This window comes from Nitratireductor sp. GISD-1A_MAKvit (assembly GCF_040819555.1).
Taxonomy (GTDB): Bacteria; Pseudomonadota; Alphaproteobacteria; order Rhizobiales; family Rhizobiaceae; genus Nitratireductor.
Genome location: NZ_CP161920.1, coordinates 2,970,432 through 2,994,699, shown reverse-complemented (window position 1 = coordinate 2,994,699; position 24,268 = coordinate 2,970,432). Strand labels below are relative to the sequence as shown.

Annotated in this window: 21 protein-coding genes and 1 pseudogene; 10 read left to right on the top strand and 12 right to left on the bottom strand. The window is 61.1% G+C overall.

What is annotated here, in order from left to right:
• Positions 1-31: 31 nt before the first annotated feature.
• Together betA and betI are read right to left on the bottom strand one after the other, a co-directional pair.
• Positions 32-1,684 carry a choline dehydrogenase gene (betA, locus tag AB2N04_RS15755; RefSeq protein ID WP_367715439.1) on the bottom strand — a complete coding sequence of 551 codons (1,653 nt, stop codon included), beginning with the start codon at positions 1,682-1,684 and terminating at the stop codon, positions 32-34.
• Positions 1,677-2,279, bottom strand: coding sequence for a transcriptional regulator BetI (gene betI, locus AB2N04_RS15750; RefSeq protein WP_367715437.1), 603 nt, complete (start codon positions 2,277-2,279; stop codon positions 1,677-1,679). The genes betA and betI overlap by 8 nt, the downstream gene beginning before the upstream one ends.
• Positions 2,280-2,490: 211 nt before the next feature.
• Here betI and AB2N04_RS15745 point away from each other — a divergent pair, with 211 nt between their 5' ends.
• Positions 2,491-3,657 carry an acetyl-CoA acetyltransferase gene (locus AB2N04_RS15745; RefSeq protein WP_367715436.1) on the top strand — a complete coding sequence of 389 codons (1,167 nt, stop codon included), beginning with the start codon at positions 2,491-2,493 and terminating at the stop codon, positions 3,655-3,657.
• On the opposite strand, the gene AB2N04_RS15740 is transcribed toward AB2N04_RS15745, so the two are convergent.
• The gene (locus tag AB2N04_RS15740; protein WP_367715435.1) at positions 3,650-4,429 is read right to left on the bottom strand and encodes a DUF3750 domain-containing protein; all 780 of its coding nucleotides are present in this window, start codon (positions 4,427-4,429) and stop codon (positions 3,650-3,652) included. The genes AB2N04_RS15745 and AB2N04_RS15740 overlap by 8 nt on opposite strands.
• Before the next feature lie 62 nt (positions 4,430-4,491).
• Here AB2N04_RS15740 and AB2N04_RS15735 point away from each other — a divergent pair, with 62 nt between their 5' ends.
• The gene (locus AB2N04_RS15735) at positions 4,492-5,496 is read left to right on the top strand and encodes an asparaginase (protein WP_367718832.1); all 1,005 of its coding nucleotides are present in this window, start codon (positions 4,492-4,494) and stop codon (positions 5,494-5,496) included.
• Between the two features lie 641 nt (positions 5,497-6,137).
• Here the strand turns inward: AB2N04_RS15735 and AB2N04_RS15730 are convergent.
• The 6 genes from AB2N04_RS15730 to AB2N04_RS15705 form a co-directional block, all read right to left on the bottom strand.
• Complete coding sequence (locus AB2N04_RS15730) at positions 6,138-7,133, bottom strand: TIGR03808 family TAT-translocated repetitive protein (protein WP_367715433.1); 996 nt, start codon at positions 7,131-7,133, stop codon at positions 6,138-6,140.
• Complete coding sequence (locus AB2N04_RS15725; protein ID WP_367715431.1) at positions 7,081-7,506, bottom strand: glycosyl hydrolase family 28-related protein; 426 nt, start codon at positions 7,504-7,506, stop codon at positions 7,081-7,083. The genes AB2N04_RS15730 and AB2N04_RS15725 overlap by 53 nt, the downstream gene beginning before the upstream one ends.
• A gap of 64 nt (positions 7,507-7,570) precedes the next feature.
• Positions 7,571-7,960: a type II toxin-antitoxin system death-on-curing family toxin gene (locus tag AB2N04_RS15720; RefSeq protein WP_367715430.1), complete on the bottom strand. Its 390-nt coding sequence runs from the start codon at positions 7,958-7,960 to the stop codon at positions 7,571-7,573.
• Positions 7,957-8,178 carry an AbrB/MazE/SpoVT family DNA-binding domain-containing protein gene (locus AB2N04_RS15715; protein WP_292899929.1) on the bottom strand — a complete coding sequence of 74 codons (222 nt, stop codon included), beginning with the start codon at positions 8,176-8,178 and terminating at the stop codon, positions 7,957-7,959. The genes AB2N04_RS15720 and AB2N04_RS15715 overlap by 4 nt, the downstream gene beginning before the upstream one ends.
• A 65-nt stretch (positions 8,179-8,243) precedes the next feature.
• Positions 8,244-10,370, bottom strand: coding sequence for a methylmalonyl-CoA mutase (gene scpA / locus AB2N04_RS15710; RefSeq protein ID WP_367715428.1), 2,127 nt, complete (start codon positions 10,368-10,370; stop codon positions 8,244-8,246).
• Positions 10,367-11,812, bottom strand: coding sequence for a methylmalonyl-CoA mutase family protein (locus tag AB2N04_RS15705; protein WP_367715426.1), 1,446 nt, complete (start codon positions 11,810-11,812; stop codon positions 10,367-10,369). The genes scpA and AB2N04_RS15705 overlap by 4 nt, the downstream gene beginning before the upstream one ends.
• Before the next feature lie 256 nt (positions 11,813-12,068).
• Between AB2N04_RS15705 and AB2N04_RS15700 the strand changes: the two genes are divergently transcribed.
• Positions 12,069-13,631: a helicase HerA-like C-terminal domain-containing protein gene (locus AB2N04_RS15700; protein ID WP_367715424.1), complete on the top strand. Its 1,563-nt coding sequence runs from the start codon at positions 12,069-12,071 to the stop codon at positions 13,629-13,631.
• 40 nt (positions 13,632-13,671) lie between these two features.
• Here the strand turns inward: AB2N04_RS15700 and AB2N04_RS15695 are convergent, their stop codons facing one another.
• Together AB2N04_RS15695 and AB2N04_RS15690 are read right to left on the bottom strand one after the other, a co-directional pair.
• Positions 13,672-14,418 (bottom strand): L,D-transpeptidase family protein, encoded by a 747-nt coding sequence (locus AB2N04_RS15695; protein WP_367715422.1) that lies wholly within the window; start codon positions 14,416-14,418, stop codon positions 13,672-13,674.
• Positions 14,419-14,665: 247 nt separating this feature from the next.
• The gene (locus AB2N04_RS15690; protein ID WP_367715420.1) at positions 14,666-15,322 is read right to left on the bottom strand and encodes a haloacid dehalogenase type II; all 657 of its coding nucleotides are present in this window, start codon (positions 15,320-15,322) and stop codon (positions 14,666-14,668) included.
• A gap of 194 nt (positions 15,323-15,516) precedes the next feature.
• On the opposite strand from AB2N04_RS15690, the gene AB2N04_RS15685 reads away from it, so the two are divergent.
• From AB2N04_RS15685 to AB2N04_RS15670, 4 genes are all read left to right on the top strand, one after another.
• A complete protein-coding gene (locus AB2N04_RS15685) occupies positions 15,517-16,395 on the top strand; it encodes a branched-chain amino acid aminotransferase (protein ID WP_367715419.1) in 879 nt (292 codons plus the stop codon).
• A 102-nt stretch (positions 16,396-16,497) separates the two neighbouring features.
• Complete coding sequence (locus AB2N04_RS15680; RefSeq protein WP_367715418.1) at positions 16,498-17,097, top strand: superoxide dismutase; 600 nt, start codon at positions 16,498-16,500, stop codon at positions 17,095-17,097.
• Between the two features lie 175 nt (positions 17,098-17,272).
• Positions 17,273-17,722 carry a cytochrome c gene (locus tag AB2N04_RS15675; RefSeq protein ID WP_367715416.1) on the top strand — a complete coding sequence of 150 codons (450 nt, stop codon included), beginning with the start codon at positions 17,273-17,275 and terminating at the stop codon, positions 17,720-17,722.
• 20 nt (positions 17,723-17,742) lie between these two features.
• Positions 17,743-18,675 (top strand): cytochrome c, encoded by a 933-nt coding sequence (locus AB2N04_RS15670; protein ID WP_367715414.1) that lies wholly within the window; start codon positions 17,743-17,745, stop codon positions 18,673-18,675.
• Here the strand turns inward: AB2N04_RS15670 and AB2N04_RS15665 are convergent.
• Positions 18,650-20,758 carry a S9 family peptidase gene (locus tag AB2N04_RS15665; RefSeq protein ID WP_367715412.1) on the bottom strand — a complete coding sequence of 703 codons (2,109 nt, stop codon included), beginning with the start codon at positions 20,756-20,758 and terminating at the stop codon, positions 18,650-18,652. The two genes, AB2N04_RS15670 and AB2N04_RS15665, sit on opposite strands and share 26 nt — an antisense overlap.
• 358 nt (positions 20,759-21,116) lie before the next feature.
• On the opposite strand from AB2N04_RS15665, the gene AB2N04_RS15660 reads away from it, so the two are divergent.
• The 3 genes and pseudogenes from AB2N04_RS15660 (at position 21,117) to AB2N04_RS15650 (ending at position 24,261) form a co-directional block, all read left to right on the top strand.
• Positions 21,117-23,462, top strand: coding sequence for a putative monovalent cation/H+ antiporter subunit A (locus tag AB2N04_RS15660; protein WP_367715410.1), 2,346 nt, complete (start codon positions 21,117-21,119; stop codon positions 23,460-23,462).
• Between the two features lies 1 nt (position 23,463).
• A pseudogene (locus AB2N04_RS15655) lies at positions 23,464-23,884 on the top strand (Na+/H+ antiporter subunit B).
• Positions 23,884-24,261 carry a Na+/H+ antiporter subunit C gene (locus AB2N04_RS15650; RefSeq protein ID WP_367715408.1) on the top strand — a complete coding sequence of 126 codons (378 nt, stop codon included), beginning with the start codon at positions 23,884-23,886 and terminating at the stop codon, positions 24,259-24,261. The pseudogene AB2N04_RS15655 and the gene AB2N04_RS15650 overlap by 1 nt, the downstream one beginning before the upstream one ends.
• Positions 24,262-24,268: the final 7 nt, after the last annotated feature.

Genomic DNA, 24,268 nt, shown 5'->3' with positions numbered 1-24,268 from the left:
CGATCCATTCAATTTTTCCGCATGGGTTTCTCTAACGGTCGGCTTCCCGCCAGCGCGGGTTGATCCAGGGCTCCTGATTGGACGGGCTGAGTGGCGCGCGACCAAGGATGTGGTCGGCTGCCTTCTCGCCGACCATGATTGACGGGCCGTTCAGATTGCCATTGGTGATGCGGGGGAAAATTGACGAATCTGCGACCCGAAGGCCTTCCACGCCAATCACCCGGCATTCGGAATCCACCACGCTCATGGTGATATCTGCCGATCCCATCCGGCAGGTGCCGCAGGGGTGATAGGCGCTTTCGGCGTGTTCGCGGATGAAGGCGTCCAGCTCCTCGTCGCTTTGAACATCCTCGCCCGGGGAGATCTCGCGGCCCCGATAGGGCGTGAAGGCATCCTGCGAGAAGATCTCGCGGGTGAGGCGAATGGAGTGACGGAAATCGCGCCAGTCGTCCGGGTGGGACATGTAGTTGAAGCGGATTTCCGGTTTATCCCACACATCGCCAGATCGAAGGCGGACCGTGCCGCGCGACTTCGACCGCATCGGTCCGACATGGGCCTGAAAGCCATGACACTTTGCTGCCGCCTTGCCGTCATAGCGGATGGCGACGGGCAGGAAGTGGAACTGGATGTCGGGATAATCGACCCCGGCAGCGGAGCGCACGAAGGCGCCGGCCTCGAAATGGTTGGAGGTGCCTAGACCCGATTTCAGGAACAGCCATTGCGCGCCTATCAACCCTTTGGAAAGAAGATTGAGCTTTGAGTAGAGCGTGATCGGCTTAAGTGATTCCTGCTGGATATAGAGTTCCAGATGGTCCTGCAGATTGGAGCCGACGCCGGGGCGATCCGCTACCACATCGATGCCGTTTTCGCGCAGATGCTCTGCCGGGCCGATGCCCGAAAGCATCAGGAGCTTTGGTGAATTGATCGAGGAAGCTGCGACAATGACCTCACGTCGTGCTTTAACAACCTGAATCTTTTTGTGAGCTTCAATCTCGACGCCGATGGCGCGTTGATTCTCCATGACAATTCGCCGGGCGAAGCCATTGACGAGACTCACATTGTTCCGTTTGAGCGCGGGCTTCAGATAGGCATTGGCGGTGGACCAGCGCCGGCCCTTGTGGATCGTCTGTTGAAGTGCGCCAAACCCTTCCTGCTTCGAGCCGTTGTAGTCTTCCGTGGTCTCGAAGCCTGCCTCGCGACCGGCTTCGATGAAGGCCGAGAAGAGCGGGTTGTCGCGCGGCCCCTTGCGGACATGTAGCGGGCCTTCGGTGCCGCGCCAGCCGGCCTCGCCATCGGCCATCGTCTCCATGCGCTTGAAATAGGGAAGGACGTCGGCATGGGCCCAGCCGGTCGCGCCCTCATCGGCCCAGTGGTCGAAGTCGCGCGTATGCCCGCGCACATACACCATGCCGTTGATGGAGGATGACCCGCCGATTACCTTGCCGCGTGGCGTGGCAAGAACGCGCCCACCCAGATGCGGCTCCGGTTCGCTCTGAAAGCCCCAGTCATAGCGCGCCATGTTCATGGGAAAGGAGAGGGCGGCAGGCATCTGGATGAAGGGGCCGAAATCGCTGCCGCCATACTCGATCACGATGACGGAATTTTTTCCGTCTTCCGACAGCCGGTAGGCGAGCGCGGCACCGGCGGAGCCAGACCCGATGATGACGAAATCGGCTTCATGCATGGGGCAGGCTCCCATGGGGCGGGTGTGGGGCGAGCGCCATGTCGAGATAGTCTTCGACAAGGGCGATGGCTGTGGCGGAATCCTCCACGCCCTCGCCAAGCGCGCGGCGCAGGTAAAGACCATCGATGAGGGCGGCGATGCCGCGCGCGATGCGAATGGCGCTTGCGCGAGGAAGATGAGAAAGCCCGCTCATCAGGTCGCTGTGCAGGCGGTGCACATAGATGCGGAAGAGGCGGCCGAGTGCGGCATCGCGCCGGGCCTCCACATAGAAGGCGAGCCATGCTGCGATGATCTCGGGCCGGAACTGATCGGGCGACAGGTTGACGGCAATGATTGCGCGGACGCGTTCAGGGCCGGAAAGGGGCGCGATGGCCGTGCGGATCTCGCTGCCGAGCTGGGAGAGGATGTGGCGCATTGTGGCGAAGAGGAGGTCGTCCTTGCCGCCGAAATAGTGATGCGCGAGGGCCGTCGAGACGCCAGCACGACCCGCAATGTCCGACATGGTGACGTTGAGCGCGCCGCGCTCACCGATGGCGCTGATGGCCGCATCGATGAGGGCTCGGCGGCGTATGGGTTCCATTCCGATCTTGGGCATGGGGTTTGTTTATTATTGATTGATTAGTCAATCAAGAAAAATCCTCATGGCATCATCCAAGCGCCGAACATGCGGTGGGAAACATCAGTCAGTGAACAGGGGCTTTGCGGAAAATAGTTCATGCTTGAACAAAATCGGCTGCGGATTTATGGTCCGCTCACATGTTTGCTCTAATCTGCGGCTTTGAAGGCCGCCCTCCGGGAGAGACGAGATGACTGCATGCATTGTGGGCTGGGCCCATTCAAAGTTCGGCAAGCTGACCGATGACACGCTTGAAGGGCTGATCGTTCAGGTGGCGCGCGAGGCTCTGGACCATGCCGGCATTGGGCCTGAGGATGTGGACGAGATCGTGCTCGGCCATTTCAACGCCGGTTTCTCACCGCAGGATTTTACCGCCAGCCTCGTGCTGCAGGCCGATGACCGGCTGCGTTTCAAGCCGGCGACACGGGTGGAAAACGCCTGCGCGACCGGTTCTGCCGCCGTGCGGCAGGGTGCACGTTCCATCGCTTCGCGCGACGCCCGCATCGTGCTTGTGGTGGGCGCGGAGCAGATGACGAAAACGCCCGGCCCGCAGATCGCGCAAAACCTGCTGAAAGCGTCCTATTTGCCCGAAGATGGCGAGATTCCGGGCGGTTTTGCCGGCGTTTTCGGCAAAATCGCCGATGCCTATTTTCAGAAATATGGCGACCAGTCGGACGCGCTGGCGACGCTTGCGGCCAAGAACCACAAAAACGGTGTCGAGAACCCGTTCGCGCAGATGCGCAAGGATCTGGGTTTCGACTTCTGCCGGCAGGAGAGCGAGCGCAATCCTTATGTCGCCGGTCCGCTGAAACGCACCGATTGTTCGCTCGTTTCGGATGGTGCGGCGGCGATCGTGTTGACGGACACGCAGACGGCACTCTCCATGCGCCGCGCGGTGGCGCTGAGGGCGAACGAGCATGTGCAGGACTTCCTGCCCATGTCGAAGCGCGACATTCTGAAATTCGAGGGCTGCGAAGAGGCCTGGAAGCGCGCGTTGAAAAGCGCGGGCGTGGCGCTGGATGACCTCTCCTTCGTGGAAACCCATGACTGTTTCACCATCGCCGAACTGATCGAATATGAGGCGATGGGGCTGGCAAAGCCCGGCGAGGGCGGAAAGATCGCGCTCGAAGGTCAGACCGAGAAGAACGGGCGGCTGCCGGTGAACCCTTCAGGCGGGCTGAAGGCCAAGGGGCACCCGATCGGCGCGACTGGCGTTTCCATGCATGCGCTGACGGCGATGCAGCTAACCGGCGAGGCCGGCGGCATCCAGATCCCCGACGCGAAGCTGGGCGGTATCTTCAACATGGGGGGCGCGGCGGTCGCAAACTATGTGTCGATCCTCGAACGGATCAAATAGCGGGCGCGGCCTTCTCTCCGGCGGTTGCGGACGGCCATAGATCGACGCGGCCGAAGCCCGGCACCTTGAGCGCCGGGCGGCGCAGATCGATGCCTGCGACCAGCCCGAGAAAATGCAGCTCGACACCGGAACGCAGGCCGGCAGCGATGCCCGCCAGCCCGCCCAGCGAAACATGCACGTCGCTCCAGTCGGGCGTGTGATCGAACGCCAGCAGACCCGGACGATAATCGCGCCCGACAGCGGTTGGTGGCAGGGCGATGTCGAGATCCGGAACGTTACGCAACACATGCGCGGTGAAGGAATCGGAGTTTGGCCCGGGCCAGAGCCCGTAGTCACCGCGCCGCGAGAAGGGATAGCTGGCGATGGCCGCTTCTACCTGCGGCATCAGCCGCTCGGCTTCCTCTCCCTTGATGGCGGCAACGACATAGGGCGTGTTGGAATACCAGCGTCCATCTGCCGGATAGGCGTTGCGGCGCACGGGACTGCCCCATCCGACCTTGTCATAGCGGTCATAGGATGAAGCGCCAGCGCGCTTGAGCACGAGCCAGCTATGGACGGACAGGGCACCCTTCATGCCGCCGGTGCGCGCGGCCATGACATAGATTGCAGCTCGTGGATCGTCGGTTACTTGTGGGAGAACGCCGCTTGCGGACCAATCTGCGCTGCGCCACGAGACCGGCCGCTCCTGCATCGCCCACCATGCCAGCGAGGCAAAGGCCGGCAGAATGAAGACAAGGGTAATAAACAGCAAAGTCCGCTTGAAAAAACGCATGAGGGCCAGTCTATTGCGGTTGGCTTGATTTGAAAGTGAATCCCCCAAAATACGGTGAAAACATGGGCAATCCGGTTCTGGTCGAAGTGCTGCGCGGTAACGTTGTCGAGAGCAGGCACCGTGGCGCGATCGCCGTGTTCGATGCGGATGGCGGAAAGGTGATGAGCCTTGGCGACATTGATCGGCCCGTGTTTCCACGTTCTGCCGTAAAAGCCATTCAGGCGCTGCCTTTTGTGGAAAGCGGGGCGGCGGATGCCTTCGGCTTCGGCAATCGAGAAATCGCGCTTGCCTGCGCATCCCATTCGGGCGAGCCGGAGCATGCGGCGCTGGCGACTGCCATGGTCAAGCGTGCCGGGCTGGACACAGATGCGTTCGAATGCGGAGCGCATTGGTCGTCGGAAGAGCATGTGTTGATCGAACAGGCGCGCGATCTGGCGGAGCCGACGGCGGCGCACAACAATTGCTCGGGAAAACATGCTGGCTTTCTTTGCACCTGCGCGCATCTTGGCCATGACCCGCGTGGTTATGTGGCGCTTGGGCACCCGGCGCAGGAAGCCGTGAAGGCTGCCATGGAGGATGTGACGGGTGCAGCGCATGAAAGCGATTTGTGCGGCACGGACGGCTGTTCCATTCCCACTTATGCGGTGCCGTTGAAGGCGCTCGCGCAGGGGTTCGCGCGCATGGCGACGGGGAACGGGTTCGCGCCGGAAAGGGCGAAAGCCGCAAAGCGCATTTTTGCCGCCTGCATGGCGGAGCCGTTTTATGTGGCCGGCAGCGGGCGCGCCGATACGCGCATGATGGAAGCGGGCAAGGGACGCATTTTCACCAAGACGGGGGCGGAAGGCGTGTTTTGTGCCGCGATCCCTGAAAAGGGCATCGGCCTCGCGCTGAAATGCGATGATGGCACGACGCGTGCCGCAGAAGTGATGGTCGCCGAAGTGCTGGCGCAGCTTCTGAAGGGCGATGCGCTCGCCGGAACGTTGCATGAGATGGCCCGACCGGTTCTGACCAATCGGCGTGGCTTCGAGGTGGGTGCATTGCGGCCTTCGGAAGCGCTGGTCGGATAGAGCGTTTCGAGCGTACCCGGTTAGAACAGGATCCACGGTGAATGGCATCGGTCTGCATTGACGTGGTGCGTGGTTCGACAGGCTCACCATGAGGGAGGGCTTTGATGGCACATCCGTTTGGAACAGGGCTACGGTGACCGGCGTCGGCCTGCGTTGACGCGGTGCGTGGTTCGACAGGCTCACCATGAGGGAGGGCTTTGATGGCACATCCGTTTTGAACAGGGCCACGGTGAACGGCATCGGTCTGCGTTGACGTGGTGCGTGGTTCGACGGGCTCACCATGAGGGAGGGCTTTGATGGCACATCCGTTTGGAACAGGGCCACGGTGAACGGCATCGGTCTGCGTTGACGTGGTGCGTGGTTCGACAAGCTCACCATGAGGGAGGGCTTTGATGGCACATCCGTTTGGAACAGGAACCACGGTGAATGGCATCGGCGTGCATTGACGTGGTGCATGGTTCGACGGGCTCACCATGAGGGAAGTGGCTGCTGCCACAAAGGCTGGCGGAACGGCGGCGCAACGGGTGTGAGACCGTTTCCCTCCCTCATGGTGAGCCTGTCGAACCACGCAACGCCCTTGGCTGCGCAATCATTGCATGCTCTCTGCTGCGAAGACGATCGCGGCAAACATCCGTGATGTCCTAACCCGCCCGGTTGCCAGCCAGCGTCAGGTGCGGGACTTCCTCGTTGCCGGAGTGCAGCAGATCGCCGGTGGCAGGCTCGGCCCAGCGATGGCCGACGACCGCGCCACTGGGCGTGTCTTCGAAAACGTTGCCGGATATGACGGCGGAACCGGTGCCTTCGACCACCGACACGATGATGCCGGTTTTTGCCTTGCGGATGACATTGCCCGAAGCGGTGACGTTGCGCAGGAAGGGACCCCAGCCCAGGCGGATGCCTGCAAGCGGTGCGTTTTCGATGATGTTGCCGGTGACCGTGCTGTCGGCCTCGACATTTATGCCGATGCCGAAACCGGCCATGGGCGACGGGTAGGGGCCGTCTGCGGACAGGTTGCGGATGATGTTGCCGGTGCAGGCACAGAGCCGCCCGCCCTTGTCGAAATTGGCCATGGAGATGCCGTGGGCAGCACCATCCACGAGATTGCCGGTGATGACAGCGCCCTGAAAGGCGAACTCTGCGTATAGCGCGGTTTCGCCCGAGCGCAGGCAGGTGTTGCCGGATATCTGGAGATTGCCGGCGCTGTTGCCGCGGATGGCGGAAAAGGCGCAGTCGGTGACTTCATTGTCGGAGACGCGGAGATTGTCGGCGCGATAGGCGTTGATGCCATTGCCGTACTGGCCGGTGCCGCCCCTGTCGGCACGGATGCGGGAGATGCGGTTTCCAGAAACACGGCTGCCATCTGAACCTGGAGCTCTGCGGTGGATCAGAATGCCGCCATTGCCGCAATCGGAGACGGTGTTTTCGATGACATCGAGGCCACTCGAATCCAGTGCGTAGAGTGCATAGTCCGCAATGTCGGTGATGGCGCAATCGCGGATTTTGCCCTGTGTACGGCGCAGGGACAGGCCATTGCCGCCGCTGTTTGCGAAGGTGCAGTCTTCGATTGCAATGTGGCGGGTATCTTCAATGTCGAGCAGGGCCGCCGCCTGAACCGGAAGGCGGCATGAGCCGGCCATCGAAAGCGAGGCCGGAAAGCGCGAGATGGTGACCGGCTCGCGCAGTGAACATCGATCCGAGGTTATCCTGCTCCAGATGCGTGGCCCCCGGAACGCCGAAAAGACGGGTTTGCCGGGGAAGGGCGAGATCGGAGAGACGGTAGCGGCCCGGTGGCAAGAATATGGGAATGGCTTCCGCGCTTGCCCGTTCAAGCAGGGCCTGGAGGGCTGCAGTCTGGTTCTGGGCTGCGTTGGGTTCGAGGCCGAATTCGGCTGCGTTTGCCGCACCCGTTGCGGCGCGTCGCAGTGCGGCGTCGGCAAAGGCCGCTCGCGGCATCGCAAGACCGAGAACGGCAAACCCTGCGGTGGCTTTCAACAGGCGACGGCGGTTCATATTGGTACAACTCCGGTTCGGTCCGCTGATGCCCACCGTTGAATGCAGGTTTTGTGCCGCGGCGTCAGGTGTCTAGCGGGACGGTATGGTCGCGGAAGAAACGGGCGGCACCTTCTTCGTCGATCTCGCCGGCGGCGAGGTCCATCACGAAAGTGTATAGCAATCCGTCATTGGCAGTCATGCGGTAGCCGTGAAGCAGGAGAAACGTACCCGCTGCAACGATTGCCGTGCGCTTGTTGCCATCCACAAAGGCGTGGTTTCGTGCAAGACCGAATGCGTAGGCGGCGGCGAGCGCGTGGACGTCCGGCGTTTCATACAGGGCCTTGTTCTCTGCTCTTGCGAGAGCGGATTCAAGGGCGTTTTCATCGCGGACGCCGCGCGCGCCGCCGTGCCTGCGCAATTGCTCTTCATGCATCGCTTCCACGGCAAGCCGGGAGAGGAATTCCCAACTCATTCGGCGAGCTTTTGCAGAGCGACCTTGTATCGATCCATGAACTGCCGCGCCGCTTCCATCTGACGTTCGAACTGATCGTCGGCTGCGGCGAGAGACACGCCATTGTCGGTCTCCGTGAGCACCAGTTGGTCTCCCGATTTCAAGCCTTTCCGCTCAAGCACCTCCTTCGGCAGGATGACACCTTCCGAATTGCCGATCTTGCGAATGGTCACGTTCATGGCTTTGGCTCCGTCTGTTATAACTTAAGGTATAACATGGCGCCGTCCATTTCAAGATCAGGGCGTCAGCCTGCTTTCAGCAGTCGGTCGAGCAGTTTTTCGGCAGCTTCGGGAATGACCGTTCCGGGCGGGAAGATTTCGGCAGCACCGGCCTCGCGCACCGCTTCGAAATCGTCGGGCGGAATGACGCCGCCAGCGACAAGGAGAATGTCGCCATGGCCGCGTTTTTCGAGCGCTTCCTTCAGCTCGGGAATGAGGGTCAGGTGACCGGCGGCCAGCGAGGAGGCACCGACGATCTGCACATCGTTGGCGATGGCCAGTTCGGCCACTTCCTCCGGGGTCTGGAACATGGCACCGACCGTGACCTCGAAACCGAGGTCGCCGAATGCGGTGGCAATGACCTTCTGGCCGCGATCGTGCCCGTCCTGACCGATCTTGGCGATCAGGATGCGCGGGGCGGCTCCGGTTTTCTTGCGGAACTTCTCCACTTTCTGCTGGGCCTGTTCAAAGGCGGTGAGGTCGCCTACCTCCTTGCGGTAGACGCCGGAAATGGTGCGGATCTCTGCCACATGCCGGCCAAAGGCCTTTTCGAGCGCCGAGGAGATTTCACCCACCGTCGCGTTGGCGCGGGCGGCGCGCACGGCAAATTCGAGCAGGTTTCCATCTCCGGCGGCAGCATTGCTCAGGGCTTCCAGCGCGCTCTCGGTTTCGCCCACGTCGCGCGTGCCCTTGAGCTGTTGGAGCTTGGCGAGCTGGCGGGCGCGCACCTCGGCATTGTCGACCTTTAAAACGTCGACCTCGGTGTCGCGCTCGGGCTGGAAGCGGTTGACGCCGACCACTGTCTGCTCGCCTGAATCGATCCGCGCCTGGGTGCGGGCCGCGGCCTCCTCGATGCGCATTTTGGGCACGCCCTTTTCGATGGCTGCAGCCATGCCGCCGAGGCTTTCCACCTCTTCGATATGCTTGAGCGCACGATGGGCAAGGTCGTGGGTGAGGCGTTCGACGAAGTGGGAGCCGCCCCATGGGTCGATCATGCGCGTCGTGCCGGATTCAAGCTGCAGGATGAGCTGCGTGTTGCGGGCAATGCGCGCGGAATGGTCGGTCGGAAGCGCCAGCGCCTCATCGAATGCATTGGTGTGTAAAGACTGGGTGTGGCCCTGGGTGGCGGCCATGGCCTCGACCATGGTGCGCACGATGTTGTTATAGGGATCCTGGGCGGTGAGCGACCAGCCGGATGTCTGGCAATGGGTGCGCAGGGAGAGCGAACGCTCGTTTTTCGGTGCAAAGTTCTTCTGGAGCAGCGTTGCCCATAGAAGGCGCGCGGCGCGCATCTTGGCCACTTCCATGAAGAAGGTCATGCCGATGGCCCAGAAGAAGGAGAGGCGCGGCGCGAAACGGTCGATGTCGAGGCCGGCGGCGATGCCAGCGCGGGCATATTCGATGCCGTCGGCGATCGTGTAGGCAAGCTCCAGATCCGCCGTCGCGCCGGCTTCCTGCATGTGGTAGCCGGAAATGGAAATGGAGTTGAATTTCGGCATGTTCTCCGCCGTATAGGAGAAAATGTCCGAGATGATCCGCATGGAAGGCTTGGGCGGGTAGATATAGGTGTTGCGGACCATGAACTCCTTCAGAATGTCGTTCTGAATGGTGCCCGAAAGGTCTTTTTGAGCGACACCCTGTTCTTCCGCCGCGACGATATAGAGCGCCATGATGGGCAGGACCGCGCCATTCATGGTCATTGACACGCTCATCTTGTCGAGCGGGATGCCATCAAAGAGCTGGCGCATGTCGAGGATGGAATCGATCGCCACACCGGCCATGCCCACATCGCCGGCAACACGGGGGTGGTCGCTGTCGTAACCGCGATGGGTGGCGAGGTCGAAGGCGACGGAGAGGCCCTTCTGGCCGGCGGCGAGATTGCGCCGGTAGAAGGCGTTGGATTCTTCCGCCGTGGAGAAGCCGGCATATTGGCGGATCGTCCATGGCCGGCGCGCATACATGGTGGGGTAGGGGCCGCGAATGAAGGGCGCGGCGCCCGGATAGGTGTCGAGGAAACGCAGGCCCCTCACATCGTCCTGCGAATAGAAGGACTTGATCTCGATGCCTTCGGGTGTGGCCTTGGGCGGTGCCTCGGAGGGTAGAGGTGATGTTTCCGGATCTGACCAGTCGATGCTGGCAAAATCCGGGATCATGCGATGCCTCCTCCGGTCTCATCGAGACGCTGCGCGAGAAGCGGCTGACAACGCACCGCAGCCGTTTCCCCCGAAAAGTCTGGTGACTTTGCCTTCAGCGTCTTCACCGGGCGCTCTTCTGCGGCCGGGTAGATCGTGGTTCCCACGATCGCCCTCTTGCCGTCATTGATGCGTTGCTCGCGGCGCTCGCGCATTTCCAGAACGCGTTCCTGAATGTGGCCGTTCATCAGGCTGCGCAACACGCCGCCTTCGCTCTCGATGCGGCGGAATTCGTCCCACGCCTTTTCACAGAGGGCGGCGGTGAGCGTTTCCATGCCGCCGGCGCCGGCGGCCGGATCGATGATGAGGTCGAGATGGCTTTCACCGGACAGAATGAGCTGCGTGTTGCGGGCAAGCCGCCTTGCATCTTCGTCCGGCAAACCATGAACGATGGTGTGCGGCAGGACGGAGAGCGAATCGGCACCGCCGACGGCGGCCGCGAAGGCTGCGATGGTGGTGCGCAGCGTGTTGGTTTCGGGATCCCTCGCCGTCATCATCCGGTAGGAGGTTTCGGCGTGGATCGTGGCCAGCGATGGCTCGATGGAGCAGGTCTCCTGCACGCGCGCCCAAAGGCGGCGCAAGGCCCTGATCTTGGCAATCGACAGGAACTGGTCCTGATCGACGCAGAGCGAAAAGCCGATATGAGGTGCGGCATAGACAAGCGGCTGACGGGCCTGCTCGAACATGCGCAGATGCGAGACGGCGGAGGCCAGCATGATGCCAAGCTCCTGCGCCTCCGATGCGCCCGCATTGTGGAACACGCGACCGTCGCCCTCAAGCAGGATGCCTGGCAGGTCCATGGCAAAAAAGCCTGCAAAGGATTGCGGCATGGACGCTTCCAGCGCCTCGATCGACATGCGCAGTTTGCCGGTGCCGGCGAAGGTGGCCGCCGGCGAAATGCCGAAGGACAGCGTCATGGCGGCCGGGTTGATGCGGCGTTCGGTGAAAATCTGGGTCAGCCAGTCTACGATGGCGCGGCTGTTGGGATTGGCATCCATGCGCAGATGGAGGCCCTGAAGATCGATGCCGTCAAGCGCCCTGGCGACCGCCTCGGGCGTGGCGGGAAGACCATAGCCATAAGCGTTGGGCGCGCCTTCGAAAACGAGAGCAAGACCTGTTGCGCCCTGGGCGATGTCTTCCTTTGCCTGGCGGTTGGCACGGATCGGATCTGGGTCGTCCATGCGCTGGACCGCTGCCCAGCCGGACTTCTCCCGCCCGCGGGCGAGAGGCTTTGCATCCTGCATGCGCTCATAGAGCGCGCGCATGGAGATGTTGTCGTCCGTCTGCCACGAAAGCGCCTCTGGGCCGGCCTCCCCTTTCAGGGATTCGATCACGAGATCACGCCAGCGCTCCTGGTCGATCTGTGGAAACGTTACCTTCTTTAGGATCGCGCGATCCATCATGCCTCCCAATTCGCCGTTGGTCCTGAAATCCGTGCAACCAGGCGGGCAACGAATTCCAAGGGCAACCACCCTTTCATTGCGCTGCGAGTTTAGGACGCGACAGGAGACGCCGCAATGCACAATAGGCCGAATAGCCGGCTAGCGTTGCAGGAAAGCCGCGCTTTGCTTCACGCACAACGACGTTGAGACTTTCTGCGAGGCTGACTATACCGAAGAACCACAAATTTCAGCGCTACCGGGAGCGAGGCAGAGTTTAATGGCGGAAGACAGTATCTTTCTGGGAGCCAGCCGGCACCCGGACGACAGCTACCAGCAGGCCGAACGCCTTCTTCTGAAATATGCCAACCGGCATGGTCTTGTCACCGGCGCAACCGGCACCGGCAAGACCGTGACACTGCAAATCCTTGCAGAAGGATTTTCCAATGCCGGCGTGCCGGTCTTCTGTGCCGACGTGAAGGGCGACCTTTCCGGCATTGCAATGATGGGTGAGGAAAAGGATTTCCTGACCAAGCGGGCCGACACGATCAAGCTTGATCCCTACGACTTCCAGGAATTTCCGGTGATCTTCTGGGACCTTTTCGGCGAGAAGGGGCACCCGATCCGCACCACGATCTCGGAGATGGGGCCGCTGCTTCTGTCACGGCTGATGAACCTTTCGGATGCGCAGGAAGGTGTCTTGAACATCGCTTTCCGCATTGCCGACGAGGAAGGCCTTCTTCTGCTGGATATGAAGGACCTGCAGGCGCTTCTCGTTCATGTGGCCGATCGGGCCGACGAGATCGGCACGCGCTACGGCAATGTGTCGAAACAGTCGGTGGGCGCGATCCAGAGGACGCTGCTCGTGCTGGAGCAACAGGGTGCGAACTTCTTCTTCGGCGAACCGGCGCTGAAGATCAGCGACATCATGCGCACCACGCCGGACGGGCGGGGGGCTATCAATGTGCTCGCCGCCGACAAGCTGATGATGAACCCTCGTCTTTATGCGACGTTTCTCCTGTGGTTGCTGTCGGAGCTGTTTGAGGAACTGCCCGAGGTGGGCGATCCCGACCGGCCACGGCTCGTCTTCTTCTTCGATGAAGCGCATCTTCTGTTCGATGAAGCGCCGAAGATCCTGGTCGACCGCGTCGAGCAGGTGGTGCGGCTCATTCGGTCAAAGGGCGTTGGTGTCTACTTCGTCACACAGAATCCGCTCGATGTGCCCGAAACCGTGCTCAGCCAGCTCGGCAACCGTATCCAGCATGCGCTGCGCGCCTATACGCCGCGCGAGCAAAAGGCGGTGAAGACGGCTGCGGACACGTTCAGACCCAATCCGCAGTTCGACTGTTTCGAGGCCATCACGAAGCTCGGCGTTGGAGAAGCGCTGGTTTCCACGCTTGAATCGAAGGGCGTGCCCTCCATGGTGCAACGGACCCTCATTCGCCCGCCGGCATCCAGACTTGGGCCGATCACCGAAGCCGAGCGTGAAAGGCTTTTGAAGGCGAGCCCGGTTTTCGGTCAGTATGACGAAAGCGTCGACCGCGAATCAGCCTTCGAGATCCTTCAGAAAAAGGCGGCTGACAAGGCAAAGGCCGAGGCAGAAGCACAGAAAGCCGAGGAGGCAGGTGAGGTGGAGGAGCGTTCGCGCTGGTCGCTGCCGGACTTCGGCAATGGCGGCACGAGCACGAAGACGCGGCGCAAGACCACCACCACGCGCCGTCGCACATCCAACCGCCAATCGGTGACGGAAGCGGCGATCAAATCCGTGGTGCGTTCCGTGGGCACGTCGCTGGGCCGCGCCCTGGTGCGGGGTATTCTGGGCAGTCTGAAAAAGGGGCGCTGAGAGCGCCCCCCTTTGCGTTCGTTCCCGACAGTGCGCCGCGCTAGACGCTGCGCAGGCCGGAGGTGACGAGGATCGGTGAACCGTCCGGCACCCGGTTGTAGAGATCGATCACGTCCTGGTTGAGCATGCGCACGCAGCCCGACGAAACCGATTTGCCGATGGTCCACCACTCCGGCGAACCATGAACGCGATAGAGCGTGTCCTTGCCGTCTTCGAAAATGTAGAGCGCGCGGGCACCGAGCGGGTTGGCGATGCCTGGCTGCATGCCACCCACCCACTTGTCGTTCGCCTTGTCATATTCTGCACGGTACTTCTCAAGCTCCGGCCGGCGGTCGATCATTTCTGCGGGCGGGAACCAGCGCGGCCACTGCTGCTTGTATTTGATTTCCGCGCGGCCCGACCATTCGAACCCGGCACGGCCAAGGCCGACACCATAGCGCATCGCCCGGCCGCGCTCGCGCACGAGATAAAGAAAATGATTGGCCGTATCGACGACGATGGTGCCGGGACGTTCTCCCGTCGGGTCAGCCACTTCCTGACGATAGTAACGCGGATTGATCTTGTCGATTGGCACGGCGGGAATGTCGTAGCCTGCATCCGTCACGGCGCCATACATAGAGGTGTATTGCACCGGACCCGGCTCCGGCTTGGGCCGGGGCGCGACAACGGGCGTGTCGCCTGAACTGCTGACACATGCGGACAGGCCGAGCGATGCAGCGCCGGCGGCGCTCAAGGACAGAAATCGGCGCCGGTTAAGGGATCGTGCGGCAATGGGGGAATCGGACATGGTTTCTTCGTCTACTCGCGTTTTGTCAGGATTGGCGGGGGCGATCGTTCCAACAGAACGCGCGACTCCACCTTGGGGTCAGCCCCAATTTCCCTCCCAGGGATCCGAAGAATTCGGAGTGTGCTTGATAGACCGAGTTGCTTCGACTTGTAGGTGAAAAATGTTTCGTGCACAAAAGTTCCCGGTCAGGTGTGTTATAGATGCATCATACCACGAGCGTTGCCCTTCCGCGCGAGAAAAACAGGCCTCAGGATAGCAGCCCTTCCAGTGACGGCAGGATGAGATCGGGTGGAAAATCCTCATATTCGTCGGGCTGATCCGTGCGGTTGAGCCAGACCGTGCGGAAGCCGAACTGCCGTGCGCCGGCAATGTCCCATCTGTTGGAAGACTGGAACGACACGTTTTGCGGGTAGATGCGCCAGGCATTGGTGACGAGTTCGTAGACGTTCTGATCGGTTTTGAAACGGCGCAGGGTTTCGACCGAGAATACATCGTCGATAACATCGTCGAGTGCTGACGAACGAATCGCCGCTTCGAGCATTGCCGCAGAGCCGTTTGACAGAATGGCAAGCCGCGCCCCCTCCCTCTTGAGGGCCTTAAGAACGGCAGGAACTTCTTCGTAGCAGTCGAGCCGCCAGTAGGCATCCAGCAGATCCTGCCGCAGCCTCCTGTCCACGGACGGAACCCTGGCGAAAGCGAAGTCGAGGGCCCGTTCGGTCAAAACCCAAAAATCCTGATACTGCCCCATGAGCGTGAGGACCCAGGAATATTCCAGTTGCTTGGCGCGCCACAGTTCGGAAAAGCGTTGCCCCTCGGGGCCAATCTCCCCGGCATGCCGCCGCACCGCGGCATGCACGTCGAAAAGTGTGCCATAGGCATCGAAGACATAAGCGGCGTGACGCATGGGGGCTCCTTCTGTGTCCTCATACTTGACCGCAGCGCTCAACAGCGGTCAAGAAACCCTGTCTGGCATCATCAATAGCTGTGCAGAAGCAATTGACGAAGCCCCCGAAAGTGCATTCGATGCACGGCACAGATCCGAAAGAGTTTTGCATCTGCCGAAAGCGGCGGGTTTGATCGCAGGAAGGAACACGCAGAATGACCGTGGTGAGCGACGTCCAATCAACGACCTGGACCTATGTCGATGGTGACTGGCATGAGGGGAATGTTCCGCTCATCGGGCCCCGCAGCCACGCCATGTGGTTAGGATCCACGGTGTTTGACGGCGCGCGCTGGTTTGAAAACGTCGCTCCCGATCTTGATCTGCACGCAGAGCGGGTCAATGCATCGGCCGCCAATCTCGGCCTGACGCCGAAGGTATCGGCAGAAGAAATCGTGGGCCTGGCAAGGGACGGTCTGAAGAAGTTCGATGGCAAGACCGCCGTTTACATCCGGCCGATGTACTGGGGGGAACATGGCGGCTATATGGGTGTTCCTGCCGATCCGGACTCGAGCCGGTTCTGTCTGTGCCTTTACGAGGCACCGATGCTGGCGCCGACCGGCTTTTCCGTGACCGTGTCGCCTTTCCGGCGTCCCTCGCTGGAGACCGCGCCGACGAACGCCAAAGCCGGGTGTCTCTATCCCAACAACGGTCGAGCGATCCTGGAGGCGCGCAGCCGCGGCTTCGACAATGCCCTGGTTCTCGACATGCTTGGCAATGTCGCCGAAACCGGCAGCTCCAACATTTTCATGGTGAAGGATGGCGTGGTGTACACGCCCGCGCCGAACGGGACATTTCTCTCCGGCATCACCCGCTCCCGCGTGATGAAACTCCTGCGCGAGGCCGGTGTCGAGGTGGTCGAAAAGACACTGTCTTTGAAGGACTTCCTCGATGCGGATGAGGTCTTTTCCTCGGGCAACCACTCCAAGGTCGTTCCGGTATGCAGGGTCGAGGACCAGAATTATCAGGCGGGGCCTGTGGCCAAAAAGGCGCGCGACCTCTATTGGGAGTGGGCCCATTCGGGGCTGCCCGTCTGACACGCCGGGAACATTTGGGCGCTATGGGTATTGTCTCACCGGAGACGCAATCCCATCTGCGTCCTGCAGAATTCAACCACCTGTACGAGGGAGTTTACCACCATGGCTTTTGAACTGCCGGATCTGCCTTACGATTACGAGGCGCTGCAGCCCTTCATGTCGAAGGAGACGCTGGAGTACCACCATGACAAGCACCACAAGGCCTATGTCGACAATGGTAACAAGCTTGCGGCCGAAGCAGGCATGGACGGCCTTTCTCTCGAAGAGGTGGTCAAGCAGTCCCATGGCAAGAATGCCGGGCTGTTCAACAATGCTGCCCAGCACTACAACCACGTTCATTTCTGGAAGTGGATGAAGAAGGGTGGCGGCGGCACCAGCCTGCCGGGCGCGCTCGCCAAGGCGATCGACAGTGATCTGGGCGGCTACGACAAGTTCCGCGCTGATTTCATCAACGCCGGGGCGACGCAGTTCGGATCCGGCTGGGCATGGCTCGCCGTGAGGAACGGCAAGCTGGAAATCATGAAGACCCCGAACGGCGAAAACCCGCTCATTCACGACGCCAAGCCGATCCTGGGCGTCGATGTATGGGAGCACTCCTACTATATCGACTATCGCAACGCGCGCCCTAAATATCTTGAGGCTTTCGTCGACAGCCTGATCAACTGGGACTACGTTCTGGAGCTCTACGAACAGGCTTCCTGAGGGATGTGAGTTCACAATAAGTACAAACTCGATTTGTACTCGAAGGCCCGGCTTTATGCCGGGCCTTTTTTTGATTCACCGCCTGATCACAAAACCTTGAAGGCGCGTCGTAAAATTATTTCGGGCCATGTGCGTTCAACGCGGTATTGTTGAAGAAAATCACCGGAGGGTTCCCATGAAGAAATTAGCTCTTGCCGTTTCCATACTCTGCCTGACCGCGACTGGGGTCGCGGCTGCGGACGATCCGATTGCGGTGCGCAAGGCGATCATGCAGGCCAATGCCGCGTCTGCGGGGCTCGCGGGCGCTATGCTCAAAAGAGAGATCGATTACAATCCGGTGATCGCCCGGGCGGCAATCCTGACACTGGCGGCGAGCGCAAAAACCTTTGGCGATTATTTTCCCGACGGCTCGAACGATGGCGACACCACGGCCGCGCCGGCTATCTGGGAGAATGCGGAAGGGTTTCAGGCCGCGCTCGACAAATACGTTTCCGATACGGCTGCTGCGGTGGAAGCCGCAGGAAAAGACGGGCCTGCCGACCTGCCCGCATTCCAGGCTGCAATCGGGCCTGTATTTGGCAATTGCAAAAGCTGTCATGAGACATTCCGAATCCAGAAAAACTGAAGCCCGACTCCGATCACGACATGAAGAAGAAAGTGCTCTCTGCCGCGCTTCTCGCTGCCTTTGGGGGAGCGGTCGCGTTCTGGATTCTGACGGCTCCCGGCTCTCTTGAGGCCGGGGCGGCCAGAGCGCAGAGGGCGCCGAACGCCGAGCGTGGCGAACAGGTGTTTTGGGCAGGTGGCTGCGCTTCCTGTCACGCACGTCCGGACGCGGAGGGGGATGCCCGTCTTGAGCTTGCCGGCGGTGTGGAGCTGCGATCGGATTTCGGAACGTTTGTGGCACCCAATATCTCGCCTCACGAGCGGGACGGCATCGGCACGTGGAGCGAGAATGACTTCGCCAATGCGATGCTGCATGGCGTTTCGCCGGAGGGGGAGCATTATTACCCGGCCTTTCCCTACCCCTCCTATGCCCGCATGTCGCTGCAGGATGTGAGCGACCTCTTCGCCTTCATCAAGACGTTACCGGATGTGGAAGGCAGCGCGGGAGAGCACAGGCTTTCGTTCCCGTTCACCGTGCGCAGGGGCATCGGGCTCTGGAAGCTCGCCTTCATGCGCGAGGCGCCGGTCGTGCCGCTCGGTGAAGAAGCCTCGGAGGCGCAACGCAGGGGGCAGTACCTGGTCGAGGGAGCGGGGCATTGCGGCGAGTGCCACACACCGCGCAATTTTGCCGGTGGCCAGCTATACGATCAGTGGCTTGCAGGTGCCGTATCGGCGGAAGGCGAGGGGGTCGTGCCCAATGTGACCCCGGGTGAGGGCGGGCTCGATTCATGGTCGGTGGGCGATGTCGCCTATTATCTGGAGACGGGTTTCACGCCGGAATTCGATTCGGTTGGCGGGGCCATGGTCTCGGTCCAGAAGAACATGGCCCGCCTCTCAACAGAAGACCGCGAGGCGATTGCTGCCTATCTCAAGGCGGTGCCGGCCAGACCTAACGGCTATCCATCTTCCCGGTGACCTTCAGGACAAAGGCGTAGGTGAGCGCCTTTTCCTCCAGCCGTGAGAAACGTCCCGAGGCACCGGCATGACCGGCGTCGAGATTTGTTTTCAGAAGAACCGGATTGTCGCTGCTCTTGCGCTCTCTGAGCCTTGCGACCCATTTGGCAGGTTCCCAATAGGTGACGCGCGGGTCGGTCAGGCCGGCGAGCGCCAGAATGGGCGGATAGTCCTTCGCGCCGACATTGTCATAGGGCGAATAGGCGGCGATGGTTTCGTAATCTGCGCGTGAGGCAATGGGATTGCCCCATTCAGGCCATTCGGGCGGGGTGAGCGGCAGCGTGTCGTCGAGCATGGTGTTGAGAACATCGACGAACGGCACCGCCGCCACGATGCCGCCAAAGACCTCCGGCGCCATGTTTGCAACGGCCCCCATCAGCATGCCGCCGGCCGAGCCGCCTTCGGCGACAAGACGGTCGTGGCTGGTGTAGCCTTCGGTCACGAGATGGCGGGCTGCGGCGATGAAATCGGTGAACGTGTTGACCTTTTTCTCGCGCTTTCCCTCTTCGTACCAGGCATAGCCCTTTTCCTTGCCGCCGCGAATGTGGGCAATCGCATAGATGAAACCGCGATCGACCAGCGAAAGGCAGCTGGTGTTGAAGGAAGCCGGCATGGCCATGCCGTAGGCACCGTAGCCGTAGAGAAGGCAGGGAGCGGTTCCGTCGAGCGCGGTATCCTTGCGATAGACAAGCGAAACCGGGACCAGCTCGCCATCGGGTGCAGGCGCCATCAGACGCCGGGTTACATAGTCGTCCGGCCTGTGACCGGAGGGGACTTCCTGCATCTTGAGCAAAGTGCGCGTGCGGGTGCGCATGTTGTAGTCGAACACCTGCTCGGGCGTCGTCATTGAAGAGTAGGAAAAGCGCAGCGTTTCGGTGTCGTATTCGTAGGAACCATGGAGACCCAGGGAATAGGCCTCTTCCTCGAAAGCGATCATGTGTTCGGTGCCGCCGTTGCGGTCGCGGATGACGAGACGCGGCAGACCATCCTTGCGCTCCAGCCTGACCAGATGGTTCTCAAATGCCATGACGGAGAGGATGAGACGGCCAGGCTCATGAGGCACCAGCTCCTGCCAGTTGGAGCGGGAGGGATCGCTGACGGGAGCCGTCACGATCTTGAAATCCTGCGCGCCGTCGGCATTGGTGAGGATGAAGAAGACATCTCCACCCTCTTCGAGCGAGTATTGGAGGCCGGGCTCCCGCCGTGCGACAAGGCGGGGGGAGGCATCGGGATCGCTGGCGGGAACGAGATGGCACTCCGAGGTCTCGTGGTCGTGTGCCGAGATGTAGATCCAGTCGTTTCTACGGCTGCCGGCAACACTGACGAAGAAGCCCGGATCTGTCTCTTCGTAGACCAGCCGGTCGTTTGCCGAGTCTGCGCCCATGCGGTGAAAGAAGACCTTCGAGGGGCGGTGGTTTTCGTCGAGGCGGGTGTAGAAGAACCCGTCACTGGCGGCATCCCAGACACCGCCCCCACCGGTTTCCGTCACGGTGTCGGCAAGGTCTTTTCCGGTTGCAAGATCGCGCACGCTGAGCGTGTAGAGTTCGGACCCCTTGTCATCGTATCCCCACACAAGACGCTCATGGTCTGGCGAGTGGTCGACGGCGCCGATGCGGAAGTAGCTTTTGCCTTCCGCCTCCCTGTCGCCATCGAGCAGCGTTTCTTCGGTTTCGCCATCGCCGGAAAGGCGGAAGAAGCGTGGATATTCGCCGCCGGTGCGAAACCCCGAGGCATAGGCGAATGGCCCGTCCCTGAGCGGGACCGAGGTTTCATCCTCCTTGATGCGGCCGCGCATCTCCGCGACGAGGGTTTCCTGCAGCGCTTCGGTATCCGCCATCAGCCGTGCCTGATAGGCGTTCTCCTCTTCCAGATGCGCGCGAATGTCCTGTGCGAGCAGCTTGGGATCGCGCAGGACCTCCTGCCAGTTGTCGGCTCTCAGCCAGCCATACTCGTCCGTGCGTTCTATGCCATGGCGCCGCTCGGTCACGGGACGTGCGGCGGGCCTGGGAGGTCTGGCGTCTGAGGGGAACGGTCTGGATGTCATGAGTGAGCCTTGTGCGTGTTGAAGCGTTGCCGAAGCGGCATGGTGAATTGCGGGATGTTTTGCACATTGCACAATGTGCGTGGCAATGGCCAAGAGCATAGCGTCGTGGTTCTGTCCCCCGGTGCAGAAGAGCTGCGTTTTCGCCTGTAGCGTGGACTGTATAGGCATCGGTTTGGGGCTTCAGATGGTTTTGCATATGCTTTTTGCAATGGTTTAAGTTGATCATTCTCCTGTGAATGACGTCATTACATCGCACCGGTAAAGGGCGTTTACGCCTTGTGGTGAAGTGGGGGAGTGTTTATGTCACGTAAGATTTTCAGAAAGTGGCCCATACACCGAATTCACCTGGGGAGAACTCATGACGGCAGACAGCCAGTGGCTGACAGTTCTAGCTCTGTTGCTGCCGTTTGCAGCCGCCGCCATAGCACCGGCTCTGACCAAGGTGCTGCGCCATAACGCAGCCTGGCTTCTGGCCGTCGCGCCTGCCGCGATCTTCGTTCACTTTGCTGGCTTTGTCGGGCCCGTCTCCGGGGGGCAGACGCTGGCTGGCGGATATGCCTGGATCCCGAGCCTTTCCGTCGATTTTTCATGGTTTCTGGACGGTCTCTCGGTCACGTTCGCTCTTCTGATCACCGGGATTGGCACGCTGATCGTTCTTTACGCAGGCGGTTATCTGAAGGGGCATGAGCATCAGGGGCGGTTCTTCTCTTTCATCCTGATGTTCATGGGATCGATGCTTGGCCTGGTGGTTGCCGATTCCTTCCTCACGCTTTTCGTTTTCTGGGAGCTGACCTCGATCACCTCGTTCCTTCTGATCGGTTTCGATCATTCGCGCGAGGCCTCCAGACGAGCTGCGCTGCAGGCGCTTGTGGTGACGGGGCTTGGTGGGCTTTCCCTGCTCGCCGGTTTGCTGGTGATCTGGAGTGCGACCGGTGTGACCTCGATGTCGGCGCTGCTTGCAACCGAAGGAGCCCTGCGCGATGCGCCGCTTTACATGGCGGCCCTCCTGCTGATCCTTGGCGGGGCCTTCACCAAGTCGGCGCAGTTTCCGTTCCATTTCTGGCTGCCCAATGCAATGGAAGCGCCCACACCGGTTTCTGCCTATCTTCATTCGGCAACAATGGTGAAGGCGGGTGTTTATCTTCTCATGCGTCTCAACCCGGTGCTGGGCGAGACGGCAGCCTGGGAGACGATCCTGCCGGTTTTTGGCGGAGCGACCCTGCTTGTGGGAACGCTGCTCGCGGTGCGCCAGACGGATCTGAAGCTCATGCTTGCCTATACGACCGTCGCCTCACTCGGACTGCTGGTGATGCTGACGGGCGTGGGATCCGAGAAGGCCATCGAGGCGGCGGTTCTCTATCTGGTGGCACACTCCATGTTCAAGGGCGCGCTCTTCATGGTGGCGGGGCTCGTCGATCACGAAGCCGGCACGCGCGATGTCACCCGGCTCGGCGGTTTGCGCAAGGCGATGCCAATCACGTTTGGCGCGGCTGTTCTGGCTGCTGCTTCGATGGGTGGCGCGCCTCTGTTTTTCGGTTTCCTCGCCAAGGAGGAGATTTACGCGGCACTCGGATTTGCCAATGGCTGGACGACCGCGCTGACGCTGGTCGCGCTTGTGGGCAACGGGCTGATGTTTGCCATCGGCTTTGCCGTGGCGCTCAAGCCGTTTCTCGGCGCAAAGGTGGAAACGCCCAAGAATGCGCATGAAGGCCCGGCACTTCTTTGGCTCGGTCCGGTGGTGCTTGGCGGGCTGGGGCTCCTTGCCGCGCTTTTCTCGGGCGTGAGCCATGCACTCGTGAGCAGCCCGATGTCGAGCGCCGTTCTTGGCGAAGCTGTAACCGTCAAGATTTCCACCGTGCCGCATATTGGCATGCCGCTGGCACTTTCGGTGGTCACCGTTGCGCTTGGTGTTCTGGTGTTCATGAGGTTGGGCACGGGAAGAGCGGCAGTCGCCGGTGCGCTCAACGCCATCGGCTGGGGGCCGGACAAGGGGTTCGACCAGGTGATGCGCGGCCTCGCCCGGCTTTCCTTCCTTGTGACCGGCATCATTCAGAATGGACGTCTGGACCGTTACATGACGGCAACCTTCATTGCCGTTGCAGCCGCTGTTCTCATTCCTATGGGGCTTTACGACGAATGGCCTGCAGTCCCTGCCATTCCCAGAATGCCGTTTTATGAGTGGACGGTGCTTCTCATCGCACTGATTGGCCTCGGCGCCGTGATCTATGCACGCGATCGGCTGACCGCCATCGTCTCGCTCGGCATTCAGGGATTTGCGGTTGCCCTGATCTTCATGCTTCTGGGCGCGCCGGACCTTTCCTTCACCCAGTTCATGGTGGAGACACTGTCGGTGGTCATTCTTGCGCTGGTCATGACCCGGCTGCGGCTTTCGCCGACCGATCACCGCCCGACGGGCGAGAAGCTGCTCGACATTGGCGTGGCCGGCACCTGTGGTGCGGCACTTGGACTGATGCTCCTGCGGGTGACGCAGGTTCCCTTCAACACCGAACTGAGCGAGTTCTTCTCGCAGTATTCACGCATCATCGCGCATGGCCGCAACATCGTGAACGTCATCCTGGTGGATTTCCGCGGAACGGATACGCTGGGCGAGATTGCGGTGGTGATGATAGCGGGGCTGGCGATCCTCGCTCTCGTGCGCATTCGCAGCGTCAAGCCGCTGGCAACAGACAAGGGGGAGGGATGACATGCGAACGCTGATCTTCCGGACGGTCGCTCCTTATCTCACGAGCCTGATGATCCTGTTCTCGGTTTTTGTACTTCTGCGCGGACACAACGAACCCGGAGGCGGGTTCATTGGGGGGCTGATTGCAGCGTCGGCCCTTTGCGATCTATGGCATTGCCTGTGGCGTTTCGCCGGTGCGCCGCGCGCTCTATTTTCACCCCATGGCGATTTCGGGTTTTGGCCTTCTGGTCTCTGCAATCTCGGGCTGGTTCTCCCTTTTCCATGGCGTTCCGTTCATGACGGGCCTTTGGGCCAAGGTGAGCGTCCTGGGCGTGCCGCTGGATCTGTCGACGGTCCTGTTTTTCGATATCGGGGTTTATCTGGTCGTGCTGGGATCGATCACCTCGATCGCCCTGGCGCTTGAGGAAAGGGAGCACGGATAATGGAAGTCGCTCTCTGCTTCGTGGTCAGCGTGTTCTTCGCTGTTGCAATTTACCTCATGCTGTCAAAGCACATCATTCGCATACTTCTCGGCGTCTCGATCTTCGGCAATGCCGTGAACCTGTCGATCTTCACCGCCGGCAGGCTGATGCGGGAAGTGCCGCCGATCATTCCCGCTGCCCTGCAGACGCCGGAGGCGGCAACCGCCAATCCGCTGCCGCAGGCACTGGTACTGACGGCGATCGTGATTTCCTTCTCGCTGTTTGCCTTCCTGCTGGTTCTCGCTTTCCGCGCCTACCAGGAGCTGGGAACGGACGACACGGACGGAATGCGCATCGCGGAGCCGGAAGGCGAGCCGCTCCCCCCGCTTGGATACTGAGACACCG